Here is a 15,259-nt window from a genome sequence, read left to right as displayed (position 1 = left end):
AACCCGATACGTAAGTGGCTACCCAACAAAAAATTCGAATAAAGCTGAAATCCTACGATCACAACCTGATCGACAAATCAGCTGAAAAAATCATTAAAACTGTAAAATCTACCGGTGCTGTCGTTTCTGGACCAATTCCACTTCCGACGGCCAAGAAGATCTTTACAGTAAATCGTTCACCACACGTCAATAAAAAATCACGTGAGCAGTTTGAATCTCGATCCCACAAGCGTCTGATCGATATTCTCTCCACCGGTTCTCAAACCGTGGACGCGCTGATGAAGCTGGAGTTACCTTCCGGCGTTGATGTGGAAATCAAAGTTTAATAAGGATATCAGTTCCTAATTGCGATGACTGGATTAATTGGAAAAAAAGTCGGGATGACCAGCATTTTTGATGATGCCGGAAATAATGTACCCGTGACGGTTGTGGAAATCGAACCGTGTGTGATCACACAGATCAAATCGATGGAAGTTGACGGATACGATGCCACTCAGATAGCCACGGTTGACAAGCGTGAAAAGCTGGTGAGCAAGGCATTGCGTGGTCATTTTGCCAAGGCAAATACGTCTCCGAAACGCTATGTACGTGAAATGCGCGACTTTGTGCCTGAGGGTGCCAAGGTCGGGGATGTACTCAAAGTCGAAGATGTTTTCCGTGAAAATACCTATGTGGATGTTGTGGGTATCTCAAAGGGAAAAGGTTTTCAGGGTGTGGTTAAACGTCACGGTTTCTCCGGAGTCGGTGGCCGCACACACGGTCAGCACAACCGGGAACGCGCTCCTGGATCAATCGGACAGGCATCGGATCCGTCCAAGGTGTTCAAAGGGATTAAGATGGCCGGCCGGACCGGTAACAGCCGTGTGAAAATCAAAAGGCTGCCCGTACTGAAAATAGTGCCCGACTCAAATTTGATTCTGATCAAAGGCGCTATTCCCGGACCCAAAAACCGGCTCGTTGAAGTTTATAACCATGAAGTATCATAATTGATAAGATGATTACAACATCTGCCCGGCGGGTGAAAAAGTGTGATGTTACACCTGAATACTCCCTCCCCTATTCAGGGTGAAGGATGTTCCATCTGATATTATCAATCTGAAAAATCAAACAGATGAAAATCAAAGTTTTAAAAACGGACGGATCTGAAAGTGGACGCGAGGTTCAGCTGGATGATGCGATCTTTGGTACAGAGCCGAACAAGTTTGTCATGTTCGAAGATGTCCGTTCCTATCTTGCCAATCAGCGCAGGGGCACGGCAAGTACAAAAGGACGCTCCGAGGTAAGAGGCGGCGGCCGCAAGGCATACCGGCAGAAAGGTACCGGCATGGCACGCCGGGGCTCTATCCGCTCACCCCTTCTCAAAGGCGGCGGAACGTCGTTCGGTCCCAAGCCCCGTGACTACAAGGTCGGCATTACCAAGAAAATGAAAAGTCTTGCGCGGAAATCATCATTGACCTACAAAGCGCAGGAAAATGCCATTGTTGTTGTAGAGGACTTTGACTTTGAAACTCCTAAAACAAAGTCAATCAACGATATCATCAACGCTTTAAAAATCGACGGCAAGAAAGTTTTGCTTCTCACAGACGGCAACAAACCGGCTGTGTACAAATCCGGTCGAAATCTGCCGGGAGTCACAGTAATGGAAGGAAGCAACCCTTCTACCTATCACATTATGCATTCTGATGTCGTTTTGCTTCAGGAAGGTGCCGTAAAGCAACTTGAAGAAAGTATTAACCGAAAGGCTGAGGAGGTGCAGGCATGAAGCGTGTGATAATCAAGCCATTGATCACGGAAAAATTGACCGGCATCCAGGAGAAAGAGAACAAATATTCTTTTGAAGTGGACAAAACCGCGTCAAAAAGCGAGATCAAATCCGAAATAGAAACCCTCTATCCGGAAGTGTCGGTGACAAAAGTGAACACGATGACAAATCCTGGCAAGCCAAAAGGAAGACACACCAAGCGGGGATTTATTGCCGGAAGATCCAGGGCCACCAAGAAAGCGATCATCTCGATTAAGGAAGGTCAGGAAATAGATTTCTTTACAGAAATATAAGATATAAAGAGCATGGCTATACGTAAAGTTAAACCAATAACACCCGGTACGAGGCATCGGATAGCACCCGACTTCTCGGATGTTACTACCAACAAACCCGAGAAATCGCTGATTGTCAAGCTTCATCGTACAGGTGGTAGAAATCATCGTGGTAAAATTACCACGCGTCATATTGGCGGCGGCCATAAAAGGCGGTACCGTATCATTGATTTCAAGCGCGACAAATTTGATATCCCGGCGGTTGTCAAGACGATCGAGTACGATCCCAATCGTACCGCCAGAATTGCACTGGTTGCCTATGCCGATGGTGAAAAGCGATATGTTATCGCGCCGGATAAGCTGAAAGTTGGCGACAAAATTATCAGCGGCAACACAGTTGCGCCGGAAATCGGTAATGCCATGCCGCTGGAGAATATGCCGCTGGGAACAACAGTTCATAATGTTGAATATTCGCCCGGAAACGGTGGGAAACTGATCAGAAGTGCCGGAGCAAGCGCTCAGGTAATCGCGAAAACGGAGAAATATGTAACATTGAAAATGCCGTCAAGCGAAATCCGGATGATTAACGGAAAATGCATGGCTACGGTAGGTGTGGTTAGCAACACTGATCACTTCAACGTAGTGATGGGTAAAGCCGGACGAAACCGCTGGAAAGGAATTCGCCCCACTGTTCGTGGAACGGTGATGAATCCGGTGGATCACCCGATGGGTGGTGGTGAAGGGAAATCATCTGGCGGTCACCCGAGATCCCCCTGGGGTCAGATTGCCAAAGGGTTCAAGACCAGAAAGAAGAAGAAACTCTCTTCCAAGTTTATTGTACGCAGAAGAAACCAAAAATAGTAATTCGGTATGCCTAGATCACTTAAGAAGGGTCCATTTATACATTACAAGCTGCAGCGAAAGGTCGACAAGGCCAATGAGACCAACAGCAAGAAGGTCATCAAAACCTGGTCACGCAGTTCCATGATTTCTCCGGAATTTGTCGGATTGACATTCGCGGTACATAATGGCAAACAGTTTATTCCGGTATATGTAACTGAAAATATGGTTGGACACAAGCTCGGCGAGTTTGCCCCCACCAGGATTTTCAAAGGACATCCGGTAAAGAAAGGCGAAAAAAAATAACAGATAATGGAAGCTACAGTCACATTCGAAGCCAAGGCTGTTCAACGATATATCCGTATTTCACCCAGAAAGGTCCGTTTGGTTGTAGATCTGGTAAGGGGTGAACAGGTTGACGTTGCAATGACCAAATTGAAGTTCGTAAATAAAAGAGGAGCGGAGTATGTCTCCAAGGTTATCGGATCGGCAGCATCCAATCTCCGTGATCGATTTGAAGACGAGCCTCTTGACAACGAGGATTTGGTGATCCGGGAAATCTATGTCGATGAAGGGCCGACACTGAAGAGAATTCAGCCTGCGCCCATGGGCCGTGCGCATCCGATTCGGAAGCGTACAAGTCATGTTACCGTTGTGGTAGGCAAGAAGGATGCAGAACTTGAAGATGAAAACCAAGCAAGCGAGGAATAAGTTTTGGGACAAAAAGTAAATCCAACAAGTCTTAGACTGGGTATCATCCGCGGATGGGATTCCAACTGGTATTCCGAAGAACAGGTACAGGAGAATCTTAAAGAAGATGAACAGCTCAGAAATTATCTTCATGCACGCCTGAGAAACGGAGGATTGTCCCGGGTTATCATTGAGAGAACTCCAAAGCGTGTTCTGCTCACACTTATGACAAGCCGGCCGGGTGTTATCATCGGTAAAGGCGGTGAGCAGGTTGAGCTTCTTCGTGAAGAGCTCCGCAAGATCACGAACAAGGATGTCCAGATAAACATCAATGAAATTAAACGTCCCGAGACGGATGCAAACCTGGTGGCGCAAAATATTGCTCAGCAGCTGGAGTCACGGATCTCGTTCCGACGTGCGATGAAAACCTCTCTGGCTTCAGCCATGCGAATGGGAGCCAAAGGGATCAAGATCAAATGCGGAGGCAGGCTTGGGGGTGCCGAGATGGCACGTGTCGAGCAGTACAAGGAAGGAAGGGTGCCGCTGCACACATTCCGTGCCGATATCGATTACGCTACGGCGACAGCTCAGACCATTTATGGAAGTATTGGTGTAAAAGTCTGGATTTTCAAAGGTGAAATCATTGGTGATGTTGATTTGACGCCATCGGCTGTAACAGCTACTCCGGAATCTGAAGGACAACAGGAAAAGCGTCGTTCAAAACGATCTCGTGGAGGTCAGCGTCGCAGGAAATCAGCTGAATAAAACGATAAATAATTTTCAATCATGTTAGAACCGAAGCGAGTAAAAAGAAGGAAGGTTCAGCGGGGGCGAATGCGAAAAGTTGCCGGCCGCGGACACCAGTTGGCATTTGGTGATTTCGGGCTGAAAGCACTGGAACCCAAATTCATCACATCCCGGCAAATTGAAGCATGTCGTGTGGCAATTGCGAGAAGGCTTCAGCGGGACGGTCAGACCTGGATACGCATTTTTCCGGATAAACCCATTACAAAGCAGGCTGCTGAAACACGTATGGGTAAGGGAAAAGGAGCTCCTGACCATTTTGTTGCCGTTGTAGAACCGGGAAGGATTCTTTTTGAAATCACCGGTGTGCCGAAGGCATTGGCCCAGGAGGCGCTTCGGCTTGCATCGTTCAAGCTGCCCATTAAAACGAAATTTGTGGTTCGTCGCAACTATGACGGACAATAAGAACCAGACCTATGAAAGCACACGAACTCAGAGATTTATCAATTGCTGAGCTGGAAGCTCGAAAAAAAGATGAGATGGAGTCTCTTCAGAAACTCTATTTCAACAAAGCTGTTGCCGGACAGGTTGAGAGTCCTGCGAAAATCAAAAATCATCGCAAGGAGCTGGCTCGATTACACACCGTAATTACGGAAAAACAACGGGCAGAAAAGGCTGAAGTCAAAGCATAGAGGATAATCAAAAAAAAATGAGCACAGAAACAACTGCGCGAAATCAACGCAAACAACGAACCGGACGTGTGGTAAGTGACAAGATGGATAAATCCATTACGGTTGCCATTGAACGTCAAATTAAGCATTCCATTTACGGCAAGTTCATCACAAAAACCCGGAAGTATCTGGCACACGATGAAAACAACGAAGCCAAACCGGGTGATCTGGTTCGAATTATGGAGACCAGGCCATTATCCAAGCATAAGCGCTGGAGATTGGTGGAAATCCTTGAAAAAGCCAAGTAACAAGTCATTCTTGCAAGATTAGATAGTTAAAGCCATGATTCAAACACAGTCAATATTAACTGTAGCCGACAACAGCGGCGCTAAAAAAGTGATGTGCATCAAGGTACTTGGTGATTCCAAGCGCAGATATGCCCGTGTTGGTGATTTGGTTATCTGTTCCGTCAAATCGGCTATCCCTGGTGGTACTGTAAAAAAAGGGGAGGTCGTCCGGGCTGTTCTCGTCCGGACCAAAAAAGAGTATCGCAGAAAGGACGGGAGCTATATTCGCTTTGATGAAAATGCTGCCGTTATCATCAATAAAGATCAGGAGCCGGTAGGTACCCGGATCTTTGGGCCTATTGCCCGTGAGCTGCGGGACAAAAATTTCATGAGAATTATTTCTCTGGCACCTGAAGTACTTTAATTAGAGCTGGATTATGCCGCGTAAAAAAAATACTCAAAAGAAGTTTCACATAAAGAAAGGCGACCTCGTTGAGGTTATCTCGGGTGATGACCGTGGAAAACGAGGCAAGGTTTTGCGACTCTTTGCTGATCGTGACCGGGTACTGGTGGAAGGCATCAACATGCACACCAAGCATCAGAAGCCGACCCAGGAAAATCCGCAAGGCGGCAGGATGAAGCAGGAACTGCCCATACATGTTTCCAATGTTCTTCCCGTGGATCCGGTGAGCGATGAAGCAACCCGAATCGGACGTTCATGGGTTTCTGAAAGTGGAAAAGGGCGCTGGGTTCGTGTAGCCAAAGTAAGTGGTGAAACGCTCGACAAATAGATTAGAATAACTCAACTATGGCAGAAGCAAGATTATATACCGAATACAAAAAGAGCATTCTGGGCAAAATTAAGGATGATTTCAAGATTGAGAACAGAATGGCTGTTCCCAAACTGACCAAAATCGTCGTTAATGTCGGCGTAGGTGAGGCGGTTGCCGATAAAAAGGTTCTGGATGATGTTGTAAAAAACATTGCTGCGATCACCGGTCAACAGCCTGTAGTCACAAAAGCGAAAAAGTCCATTTCCAATTTCAAACTGCGCGAAGGCATGCCGATTGGCTGCAAGGTGACACTGCGTGGCAAAATCATGTACGAATTTCTGGACAGGTTGATCAATTTGGCACTGCCCCGTACCCGTGACTTTCAGGGTGTATCCGACAAAGGATTTGACGGACGCGGAAACTACACGATGGGCATCAAGGAACATTCAGTGTTTCCCGAAATCAATACCGATAATCTGGAACGTATTCACGGTATGGATATCGCCTTTGTAACAACTGCTGATAATGATGAGCAGGCCTATCAACTGCTCAAGCAGTTTGGAATGCCTTTTGTAAAACGCAATAACTAAATCGTACTATGGCAAAGAAATCCTGGATTGCACGCAACGAAAAGCGCAAGAGAACGGCTGAGAAGTATGCTCAGAAGAGAAAGGAGCTGAAGGAAGCCGGTGATTTTGAAGCGCTTCAAAAACTCCCGAGAGATGCTAGCCCGACCCGAATTCGGCAACGCTGCTCATTGACAGGCAGAAGCCGTGGTTATGTCGGTACATTCGGTGTTTCGCGGATAAAGTTCCGAGAACTGGCATCCAGCGGAAAAATTCCTGGTGTTAAAAAAGCCAGCTGGTAAACATTAATTTTTAGAACAATCATGACTGATCCAATATCTGATTACCTCACGCGAATTCGCAATGCACAGCAGGCGGGGCATCGACGTGTCGATATACCGGCATCGAAGATGAAAAGGGCGATTACCCAGATCCTGCTGGACAAAGGCTTTATTCAGCGTTATCTGGATATCGATGATAATCTGCAGGGCCTCATACGTATTTTTTTGAAATACGATCACTATGGCCTGCCGGTCATCAAACATTTTCGCCGTGTATCCAAGCCTGGACTACGGAAATACTGTTCCGCAGATGCCATACCCCGGGTTCACAATGGTCTCGGAATTGCCATACTCACCACTTCCCGTGGAATTATGACGGATAAAGAAGCCCGCAAACTAGGGGTTGGTGGTGAAATACTGTGTTACGTCTATTAAACAAATTGTAACTATGTCTCGAATAGGTAATTTGCCAGTGCCTCTGGCCAAAGGAGTTGAATTCTCCATTGATCCTCAAAACAAGGTCACCGTGAAGGGCACGAAAGGCGTGCTTTCGCTTCAGGTTGATCCTCGATTGAAACTGGAAAAAACGGATGAAGAAATTATTCTGGCACGCAGTTCCGAGGATAAGAATGTAAAATCCCTCCACGGGTTGTACCGTGTGCTCATCTCCAACCTGATAACAGGAGTTACGGACGGATTCAAGAAAGAGCTTGAGGTTATTGGAGTTGGGTACCGCGCCATGTTGAACGGTAATGTGCTGGAGTTGTCTCTTGGTTATTCTCATCCCTTTTTCTTTGTGCCTCCGGACGGAATAAACATAGAAGTCGATACCAAGACATCAAAGAATGCGCGTATTATCGTTTCCGGAATTGACAAGGAACTTGTAGGCCAGGTAGCTGCAAAAATCAGGTCTCTACGTCCGCCTGAACCCTATAAAGGGAAAGGTGTTCGGTATGTAGGAGAATATGTACGTAAGAAAGCCGGAAAATCAGCCGGTAAATAATTCAGGAGCATAGAAATGAGTAATTTTGTAAAGACAGCGAAAAGAGCCAGGATTCGCAGGAGAGTCCGCTCAAAAATATCCGGTACAGCGGAAAAGCCGCGACTGGCTGTTTTTAAGAGTTCAAAACATGTGTACGCCCAGCTGATAGACGATCAGGCGGGAGTCACCATTGTTGCTTCCTCGACCCTGGCAAAAGATTTGAAGTCCGATCTGGAAGGCAAACCCAAAATGGATATGTCGGAACTGATCGGAGAGCACATCGGGAAGCTAGCCGTAGAGAAGGGAATCACCAAAGTGGTTTTTGACCGAGGTGGATACAAGTATCATGGAATTGTCAAAAAATTAGCCGAAGGCGCTCGTAAAGGAGGATTACAGTTTTAATCCATAGAAACTATGCCAAAGATTAAAAGAAAACAGTATAACATCAAAGCCAGTGAGCTTAACCTTGAAGAACGGCTGGTTCACATCAACCGTGTGGCCAAAGTAGTGAAAGGTGGACGCCGGTTCAGTTTCAACGCTATTGTGGTGGTCGGCAACAAGGAAGGTATTGTCGGGCACGGACTTGGAAAGGCTAATGAAGTGGCGGATGCCATTCAGAAAGGAATTGATAATGCCAAGAAGAATCTGATTCGCATCCCTCTCACCAAAACCAAGTCCATACCCCATCCGATTATTGGAAAATGCGGTGCCGGCAAAGTGTTGCTTCGACCTGCATCCGATGGTACAGGCGTAATCGCCGGTCAGGCGGTCCGATCGGTTGTGGAAAGTGCTGGGGTTCTCAATATCCTTTCCAAGTCGCTTGGTTCGGCCAATCCCCACAATGTGGTCAAAGGCACTTTTGATGCATTGAAAAAGCTACAGGATCCGATTGAAATCGCCCAGAGAAGGGGCGTTTCACTGAAGAAAGTGTTCGAGGGTTAACAGAAAATCAGATATAGCAGGGAGTCTTACTTTGCCGATGTTGCTCGAAAGAGTGCAGTCAGAACGCTCCATGTGAATGCATTGAAAACGAAAAGAAAATGAAATTACACAGTCTTGTCTCCCCGGAACCGAATAAGAAGACGCGCAAACGCGTAGGTCGTGGTGAAGGATCCGGGCTCGGTAAACAGTCGGGCCGAGGTCATAAGGGCCAGAAGTCGGGCAGCGGTTATTCCAAGAAACGTGGTTTTGAAGGCGGACAGATGCCGCTTCAGCGCCGTATTCCCAAATTTGGTTTTAAAAACCCGTTCCGCACGGAGTATGTCGCCTTGAATCTGGATGCGATAGCTGAGTTCCGTGAAAATAACAAACTGGGTGACGCGATCACTATTGAAGAACTCGTGAAGGCGGGAATCATCAGAAAAAACGAGAAAGTGAAGGTTCTCGGGCGGGGAGAAGTGAGCGACAAGATTACCATTGAAGCTCACGGCTTCAGCAAGTCCGCCATCGACAAAATTGAAAAGGCAGGCGGGTCTGTAACTAAAATTGAAAATCATTGATTTCTGAATCCGAATGAGTTTGATTCAAAATTTCCAGAACATTTTTAAAATCGAAGAACTGCGAAAGCGGATCCTATATGTTGTAGGTATTCTTTTGATTTACAGGCTGGGGACGTATATCACCATGCCTGGTGTGGATGCTTCCGAACTAACCGCAACCACCGGCGCCGCTACGGATCTGCTTGGCCTGTTCGACCTCTTTGTAGGTGGAGCTTTTGCCCGTGCAGGGGTGTTCGCTCTTGGCATCATGCCATATATTACGGCGGCCATTATCATCCAGTTGATGGGTGCTGTAGTCCCATATTTCCAAAAGCTCCAGAGGGAAGGAGAAGAGGGAAGACGGAAAATCAATCAGCTTACTCGTTATGGGACGGTTTTAATCACCCTAGTTCAGTCTATCGGTTTTTCAATCAACCTGATGAATACTTCGCCGGAAGCCATTGTGGTGAGCAATACCGCGTTCATTATAACCGGTATGATCGTGCTTACAGCAGGAACGGTGTTTGTCATGTGGCTGGGAGAGAGGATTACGGAACGCGGCATTGGAAACGGGATTTCGCTGCTGATCATGATTGGTATCATTGCCGCGCTGCCCACCAGTTTGCTCAATGAGATTCAAACCAAGGATAACCTCATCATTGTCCTTTTTGAATTGGGAGTACTTGTCCTTGTGATTTCATCCGTTGTGTTGCTGACACAGGGTCAACGCCGGATACCGGTTCAGTATGCCAAGCGGGTTGTCGGGCGGAAAGTCTACGGAGGCACGACCCAGTATCTGCCGTTGCGTGTTAACGCCGCCGGTGTTATGCCCATTATTTTTGCCCAGTCCATCATGTTTATTCCGAGCACGGTTGGTACGTTTTTCCCGGGTAATGAAACGGTTCAGATGCTCACGGCCTGGTCCAGTGATTTCACGGGTGTCGCCTATTCGATCATTTTTGCAATTATTGTGGTGTTCTTTACGTTCTTCTACACCGCAATTGTGATCAACCCCAAACAGATGGCGGATACCATGAAGCAGCAGGGAGGCTTTATCCCCGGTGTTCGCCCCGGCAAGCAAACCGTCGAGTTTATCGACAATATCCTTTCGAGGATCACGCTTCCGGGATCTATTTTCATCGCCATTGTTGCGATATTACCGGCAGTTGCAGCCAATTTCGGTGTTACTCCCGGCTTTGCGATGTTTTACGGAGGAACAAGTCTGTTGATTATCGTCAGTGTGTCGCTGGATACACTTCAGCAAATTGAAAGCCACTTGATGATGCGGCATTATGACGGGTTCATGAAAACTGGCCGAATTCGTGGCCGAAGAAGGTAACGTTCTGTGGTCTACCTCAAAAATGAAAATGAAATTGAGAAGATGCGTGTCAGCGCTCAGCTGGTCTCACGAACTCTGGCTAAAGTAGCCGGTTTTGTTAGAGACGGCGTGAGCACCGCCAAACTCAATGAGGTAGCCGAAGAGTATATCAGTAAAAAGGGCGGTACCCCCGCATTCAAAGGATACGGTCCCAGAAGCAATCCGTTTCCCGGAGCGCTGTGCATCTCGGTAAATGATGAAGTGGTGCACGGCATACCCGGGGAAAGGGTGTTGAAAGCAGGTGATATCGTATCAATCGACTGCGGAATCCATAAAGACGGTTTTGTAGGTGATTCGGCATATACCTTTGTGGTTGAAGAATATGACGAAGAGACAATGAAGTTGCTGAAGCGAACGATTGAGTCACTGTATCTTGGAATTGACCAGGCTCGGCATGGAAATAAAACCGGTGATATCGGTGCGGCAATCCAGTCGCATTGTGAGTCTGCCGGATATGGTGTCATTCGGGAGCTGGTCGGACACGGCATTGGAAGAAGGCTTCATGAGGATCCGGCAATTCCCAATTATGGAAAAGCCGGAAAAGGAAAAAGGCTCAGAAGCGGAACGACCATTGCCATTGAACCGATGATTACCCAGGGCGGCCATCAAATAAAGACTCTCGAAGATGGCTGGACCATCAAAACGGCTGACGGCAAGAATTCGGCTCATTACGAGCACGACGTGGTTGTCCGGGATGGGGAACCTGATATTTTGAGTACTTTTTCCTATATTGAGGAGATAACCAGAATTCAAATTGACAGTCTTGTGACCCATGGCTAAACAGGAGCCCATAAAGCAGGAAGGAACCATTTTGGAAGCATTGCCAAACGCTCAGTTTCGTGTAGAGTTGGAGAACGGGCATGAGATACTGGCGCATGTTTCGGGCAAAATGCGAATGTACTATATCAAAATTTTGCCTGGTGACAAGGTAACGGTGGAAATGTCACCTTACGATTTAAGCAAAGGAAGAATCACATATCGATACAAATAGTTTAGAGAACATTCCGGTCAGGCAGCTATTACATTTCCGGGGTGGTTTTACACAGGAATTCAGAAACAGGCAAGAAGATGAAAACGAAAGCATCCGTTCGAAAAAGAGGCCCCGGAGACAAAATTGTCCGCCGAAAGGGTCGTGTATATGTCATTAATAAAAAGAATCCGCGTCACAAACAACGACAAGGGTAAAAGCAGGGAATCACACGTATGGCTCGAATAGCAGGAGTAGATTTACCTAAAAACAAGCGTGGAGTCATTGGACTCACCTACATCTTTGGAATTGGCAGAACTCGTTCCCGGATTATTCTGGACAACCTTGGAATTGATCAGGACAAGAAGGTCAATGATTGGGATGAGGATGAAGTATCCAGGATTCGCAAGGAAATTGAAAATGAGTTCAAAACCGAGGGAGCGTTACGTTCCGAGGTGAACGCAAATATCAAGCGCCTGATGGATATCGGTTCGTACCGTGGTCTCAGGCACCGGAAAGGGTTGCCTCTGAGGGGGCAGCGCACCAAAACCAATGCGCGTACCCGGAAAGGACGCCGGCGCACCGTTGCCGGAAAGAAAGTGGCTCCAAGAAAGTAACCGTTTTACTTACTCAGTACAATTATGGCAAAAAAGCAAGCAAAAACAACGGCTTCCAAAAAGAAGAAAAAGCAGCTGTCCGATCCGAATGGGCGAGCGTATGTCAAGGCTACCTTCAATAACGTTACGGTTACAATTACCGATGTGGAAGGGAATGTTTTGTCCTGGTCAACCTCCGGAAGGGAAGGATTTAAAGGCTCCCGCAAAAATACCCCTTATGCAGCCCAGCTGAGCTCTCAGACTGCCGCAAAAGCAGCGTATGATATGGGGCTCAGAAAAGTGGATGTCTTTGTAAAAGGCCCGGGATCCGGTCGTGAAGCGGCTATCAGAGCTCTGGCAACATCCGGCCTGGAAGTACAGGTGATTACGGATAAAACACCAATTCCGCACAATGGCTGCCGTCCACCAAAGCGAAGAAGAGTCTAAACACCGATAGTTAAAAGAGAACATGGCAAGATATACTGGTCCCAAGCAAAAAAGAGCAAGAAGATTCAAAGAGCCGATTTTTGGTCCGAGCAAGGCTCTGGAACGCAAACCTTACGGCCCCGGTGAACATGGTCGCTCCAGAAGGATGAAGAAATCGGAGTATGCCATCCAGCTTGATGAAAAGCAAAAGGCGAAGTACACTTACGGGATGCTTGAAAGGCAGTTCCGGAACCTTTTCGACAAGGCGAATGCAAAAGAGGGCATCACAGGTGAGAACCTGATGAAGTATCTTGAAGCGCGGCTGGACAACACGGTGTTTCGGATGGGATTCGCGCGCACACGAAGGCAGGCGCGTCAGCTGATAACCCACCGCCATATTGTGGTGAACGGAAATGTTCTCAATGTTCCTTCCTATTCTTTGAGAGAAGGTGATGTCGTTTCGGTAAGGCCCAAATCAAGAAACCTGGATATTATTGACGATTCCGTCAAAAATACTGCCAGAAGAAAGCACAAATGGCTTGAGGTAGACCGTAAATCCTTGAGCGGTAAATTCCTCCATTATCCTGACATGGAGGATATCCCCGAGAATATCAATGTTCAGCTTATCGTTGAGTTGTATTCGAAATAATTTTTTGAAGACTGTAATCATAGTAAATCGTTTGCCTTATGAGCACGAATAATTTGTTAATGCCCGACAGCCTTGTTGTTGAAGAGTCCACCGAGACGTTTGGCAAGTTTGTCCTTCAACCTCTTGAGAGAGGTTTCGGGGTAACTATTGGAAATGCCTTTCGCCGTGTATTGCTTTCATCGCTGCCGGGTATCGCCATTACCGCTGTGAAAATTCGTGGAGTAAAGCACGAGTATTCCAGCATAGACGGTATTTCCGAGGATGTATATGATATCATCCTCAATCTTAAAGAGGTGCGGTTCAAGCAGGTGGAGCAAAGCAGCGGCGTTATCACCCTTTCCAAAAAGGGACCTGCTGTATTGACGGCCCAGGACATTGCGGATGCCACGGCGGAATACTCGGTACTGAATATCGACAAGGAGATTGCTACTCTTTCGGATGGTGCTGAAATAGAGATGGAATTGAGAATGGGCAGAGGCAAGGGTTACGTTACTTCAGACGAGTCTTCGGCTGACAGCGAGGCGGATATTGATCTGATCCCTGTGGATTCCGTTTTCACGCCTATCAAGTCTGTCAAGTTTGATGTGGACAATGTCCGGGTGGGTCAAAGAACCGACTACGAGAAGCTCTCCATGGAGGTGTCCACCGATGGATCCATCAATCCGAAGGAAGCCTTCACCATAGCGGGTAAAATTCTCAAGGATCATATTGAGAAGTTTATCACCGAACAGATTGAAGAACCGTTCACTCAGCAGGAAGATGAGGTAGATGCCGAGAAGGTGCGTATTGCCAATATGCTCAAGACAAGCATCGAGGATCTGAACCTCAGTGTTCGTGCTTATAACTGCCTGAAATCTGCAAATATCAACACCATCGCCGAACTTGTTTCCAAAGATGAAACAGAACTGCTGAAGTTCAGGAACTTTGGACGTAAATCACTTGCCGAGCTTATGGAAGTGATCGAAGAGAAGAATCTTCAGTTTGGTATGGATGTCGACAAGTATTTGGATGAATAAATCACGATTAACGAAGTAATTGGAATATCATGCGTCATTTAGTTAGAGGGCGGAAACTAGGCCGGACAGCATCTCACAGAAAAGCCACATTGATGGCGATGTCCGTTGCATTGATCAAAAATGAAAGGATTGTAACCACCCTGGCTAAGGCCAAGGCGCTTAGGAGCTTTGTGGAGCCTATCATTACAAGGTCAAAGGAAGACAGTACCCACAACAGAAGCCTGGTTTTTCGGCATTTGAGAGATAACCAGGCCACATCGAGGCTTTTTGATGAAATTGGTCCGATGGTGGCAGATCGCCCCGGGGGTTATACCCGAATCATCAAACTGGGCTCCAGGCTTGGAGATGCAGCTGAAGAAGCCTTGATAGAACTGGTTGACTTTAACGACGAGCAACCGGAAGTTCGTGGCAAGAAAAAACGCCGCACGCGTCGAGGCCGTGCAGGTGCCGGGAAAAAGGCAACTGACGGAAAAAGTACTTCTGAAACTGCGAAGAAGGCGGACAAGACAGAAAGCCACCCGGCTGATGCAGATGAGCCGAAGCAGGATGATGCTGTTCAGACGAAAGATGCAGCCGGTCCCGATACTGAAGTGGAAGAGAGCAAGGAGGCGCAAGCCATTGCTGAAGAATCCAAACCTGCCCAGGAAACCGATGGTGCAGATACTGGAGATGCCCCGGCCGAAGAAGAGCCAAAGGCAGCAGCTGATGATACGGCAGAGGATAAGCCGGCACCATCCGATGATGCATCCTCCGATGCCGATGAGAAGAAAGAGGACAAGAAGTAGAGTTTCAGGCTTCTCAGCTCAGTAGTTTTTAGCAGTACTGAATCGAGATCCCGGGAGTTATCCGGGGTTTTGTGGTGTGCTACGTTTCACTCACGC

Annotated in this window: 28 protein-coding genes and 1 pseudogene; all 29 read left to right on the top strand. The window is 47.2% G+C overall.

The window, feature by feature from the left end; translation table 11 throughout:
- Window positions 1–14: 14 nt before the first annotated feature.
- The 29 genes and pseudogenes from rpsJ (at window position 15) to rplQ (ending at window position 14,782) form a co-directional block, all read left to right on the top strand.
- The gene (gene rpsJ / locus QA596_12745) at window positions 15–326 is read left to right on the top strand and encodes a 30S ribosomal protein S10 (GenBank protein ID MDG5768324.1); all 312 of its coding nucleotides are present in this window, start codon (window positions 15–17) and stop codon (window positions 324–326) included.
- A 24-nt stretch (window positions 327–350) separates the two neighbouring features.
- A complete protein-coding gene (gene rplC, locus QA596_12740) occupies window positions 351–986 on the top strand; it encodes a 50S ribosomal protein L3 (protein MDG5768323.1) in 636 nt (211 codons plus the stop codon).
- A gap of 125 nt (window positions 987–1,111) precedes the next feature.
- Window positions 1,112–1,762 (top strand): 50S ribosomal protein L4, encoded by a 651-nt coding sequence (gene rplD / locus QA596_12735; protein ID MDG5768322.1) that lies wholly within the window; start codon window positions 1,112–1,114, stop codon window positions 1,760–1,762.
- Entirely contained in the window at window positions 1,759–2,055 is a 297-nt protein-coding gene (rplW, locus tag QA596_12730) for a 50S ribosomal protein L23 (protein ID MDG5768321.1), read from the top strand. Before rplD ends, rplW begins: the two co-directional genes overlap by 4 nt.
- Before the next feature lie 12 nt (window positions 2,056–2,067).
- A complete protein-coding gene (gene rplB / locus QA596_12725) occupies window positions 2,068–2,895 on the top strand; it encodes a 50S ribosomal protein L2 (GenBank protein MDG5768320.1) in 828 nt (275 codons plus the stop codon).
- A 9-nt stretch (window positions 2,896–2,904) separates the two neighbouring features.
- Window positions 2,905–3,180 carry a 30S ribosomal protein S19 gene (rpsS, locus tag QA596_12720; GenBank protein ID MDG5768319.1) on the top strand — a complete coding sequence of 92 codons (276 nt, stop codon included), beginning with the start codon at window positions 2,905–2,907 and terminating at the stop codon, window positions 3,178–3,180.
- A 6-nt stretch (window positions 3,181–3,186) separates the two neighbouring features.
- Complete coding sequence (gene rplV / locus QA596_12715; protein ID MDG5768318.1) at window positions 3,187–3,585, top strand: 50S ribosomal protein L22; 399 nt, start codon at window positions 3,187–3,189, stop codon at window positions 3,583–3,585.
- 3 nt (window positions 3,586–3,588) lie between these two features.
- Window positions 3,589–4,329 (top strand): 30S ribosomal protein S3, encoded by a 741-nt coding sequence (gene rpsC / locus QA596_12710; protein MDG5768317.1) that lies wholly within the window; start codon window positions 3,589–3,591, stop codon window positions 4,327–4,329.
- A 21-nt stretch (window positions 4,330–4,350) separates the two neighbouring features.
- Window positions 4,351–4,773, top strand: a complete 423-nt coding sequence (gene rplP / locus QA596_12705) for a 50S ribosomal protein L16 (GenBank protein MDG5768316.1) — start codon at window positions 4,351–4,353, stop codon at window positions 4,771–4,773.
- Between the two features lie 11 nt (window positions 4,774–4,784).
- On the top strand, window positions 4,785–5,000 hold the full coding sequence (rpmC, locus tag QA596_12700; GenBank protein MDG5768315.1) for a 50S ribosomal protein L29: 216 nt from the start codon (window positions 4,785–4,787) through the stop codon (window positions 4,998–5,000).
- A 17-nt stretch (window positions 5,001–5,017) separates the two neighbouring features.
- Window positions 5,018–5,287, top strand: a complete 270-nt coding sequence (gene rpsQ, locus QA596_12695) for a 30S ribosomal protein S17 (GenBank protein MDG5768314.1) — start codon at window positions 5,018–5,020, stop codon at window positions 5,285–5,287.
- 34 nt (window positions 5,288–5,321) lie between these two features.
- Window positions 5,322–5,690, top strand: a complete 369-nt coding sequence (rplN, locus tag QA596_12690) for a 50S ribosomal protein L14 (GenBank protein ID MDG5768313.1) — start codon at window positions 5,322–5,324, stop codon at window positions 5,688–5,690.
- 13 nt (window positions 5,691–5,703) lie between these two features.
- A complete protein-coding gene (gene rplX / locus QA596_12685; GenBank protein MDG5768312.1) occupies window positions 5,704–6,057 on the top strand; it encodes a 50S ribosomal protein L24 in 354 nt (117 codons plus the stop codon).
- Window positions 6,058–6,074: 17 nt separating this feature from the next.
- A complete protein-coding gene (gene rplE, locus QA596_12680; GenBank protein ID MDG5768311.1) occupies window positions 6,075–6,629 on the top strand; it encodes a 50S ribosomal protein L5 in 555 nt (184 codons plus the stop codon).
- A gap of 8 nt (window positions 6,630–6,637) precedes the next feature.
- The gene (gene rpsN, locus QA596_12675) at window positions 6,638–6,907 is read left to right on the top strand and encodes a 30S ribosomal protein S14 (protein ID MDG5768310.1); all 270 of its coding nucleotides are present in this window, start codon (window positions 6,638–6,640) and stop codon (window positions 6,905–6,907) included.
- Window positions 6,908–6,928: 21 nt separating this feature from the next.
- Complete coding sequence (gene rpsH, locus QA596_12670) at window positions 6,929–7,321, top strand: 30S ribosomal protein S8 (GenBank protein MDG5768309.1); 393 nt, start codon at window positions 6,929–6,931, stop codon at window positions 7,319–7,321.
- A gap of 13 nt (window positions 7,322–7,334) precedes the next feature.
- Entirely contained in the window at window positions 7,335–7,889 is a 555-nt protein-coding gene (gene rplF / locus QA596_12665; protein ID MDG5768308.1) for a 50S ribosomal protein L6, read from the top strand.
- Window positions 7,890–7,904: 15 nt separating this feature from the next.
- On the top strand, window positions 7,905–8,270 hold the full coding sequence (rplR, locus tag QA596_12660) for a 50S ribosomal protein L18 (GenBank protein ID MDG5768307.1): 366 nt from the start codon (window positions 7,905–7,907) through the stop codon (window positions 8,268–8,270).
- Window positions 8,271–8,282: 12 nt separating this feature from the next.
- Window positions 8,283–8,810: a 30S ribosomal protein S5 gene (gene rpsE, locus QA596_12655; GenBank protein MDG5768306.1), complete on the top strand. Its 528-nt coding sequence runs from the start codon at window positions 8,283–8,285 to the stop codon at window positions 8,808–8,810.
- 98 nt (window positions 8,811–8,908) lie between these two features.
- Window positions 8,909–9,367, top strand: a complete 459-nt coding sequence (gene rplO, locus QA596_12650; protein MDG5768305.1) for a 50S ribosomal protein L15 — start codon at window positions 8,909–8,911, stop codon at window positions 9,365–9,367.
- Window positions 9,368–9,380: 13 nt separating this feature from the next.
- The gene (secY, locus tag QA596_12645; protein MDG5768304.1) at window positions 9,381–10,685 is read left to right on the top strand and encodes a preprotein translocase subunit SecY; all 1,305 of its coding nucleotides are present in this window, start codon (window positions 9,381–9,383) and stop codon (window positions 10,683–10,685) included.
- 6 nt (window positions 10,686–10,691) lie between these two features.
- Entirely contained in the window at window positions 10,692–11,504 is an 813-nt protein-coding gene (gene map, locus QA596_12640) for a type I methionyl aminopeptidase (GenBank protein ID MDG5768303.1), read from the top strand.
- Window positions 11,497–11,715: a translation initiation factor IF-1 gene (gene infA / locus QA596_12635; GenBank protein ID MDG5768302.1), complete on the top strand. Its 219-nt coding sequence runs from the start codon at window positions 11,497–11,499 to the stop codon at window positions 11,713–11,715. Before map ends, infA begins: the two co-directional genes overlap by 8 nt.
- Window positions 11,716–11,792: 77 nt before the next feature.
- Window positions 11,793–11,909, top strand: coding sequence for a 50S ribosomal protein L36 (rpmJ, locus tag QA596_12630; GenBank protein MDG5768301.1), 117 nt, complete (start codon window positions 11,793–11,795; stop codon window positions 11,907–11,909).
- 18 nt (window positions 11,910–11,927) lie between these two features.
- Window positions 11,928–12,308 (top strand): 30S ribosomal protein S13, encoded by a 381-nt coding sequence (rpsM, locus tag QA596_12625; GenBank protein MDG5768300.1) that lies wholly within the window; start codon window positions 11,928–11,930, stop codon window positions 12,306–12,308.
- Window positions 12,309–12,332: 24 nt separating this feature from the next.
- On the top strand, window positions 12,333–12,734 hold the full coding sequence (gene rpsK, locus QA596_12620; GenBank protein MDG5768299.1) for a 30S ribosomal protein S11: 402 nt from the start codon (window positions 12,333–12,335) through the stop codon (window positions 12,732–12,734).
- A gap of 22 nt (window positions 12,735–12,756) precedes the next feature.
- Window positions 12,757–13,362, top strand: coding sequence for a 30S ribosomal protein S4 (gene rpsD / locus QA596_12615; GenBank protein MDG5768298.1), 606 nt, complete (start codon window positions 12,757–12,759; stop codon window positions 13,360–13,362).
- A 38-nt stretch (window positions 13,363–13,400) separates the two neighbouring features.
- Entirely contained in the window at window positions 13,401–14,378 is a 978-nt protein-coding gene (locus QA596_12610; GenBank protein ID MDG5768297.1) for a DNA-directed RNA polymerase subunit alpha, read from the top strand.
- Between the two features lie 29 nt (window positions 14,379–14,407).
- Window positions 14,408–14,782 (top strand): annotated as a pseudogene (gene rplQ / locus QA596_12605) (50S ribosomal protein L17).
- Window positions 14,783–15,259: the final 477 nt, after the last annotated feature.

Source organism: Balneolales bacterium ANBcel1 (assembly GCA_029688905.1).
GTDB lineage: Bacteria > Bacteroidota > Rhodothermia > Balneolales > Natronogracilivirgulaceae > SLLW01.
The sequence above is the reverse complement of the archived record's forward strand: the minus strand, read 5'-3'. Positions and strand labels throughout refer to the sequence as shown.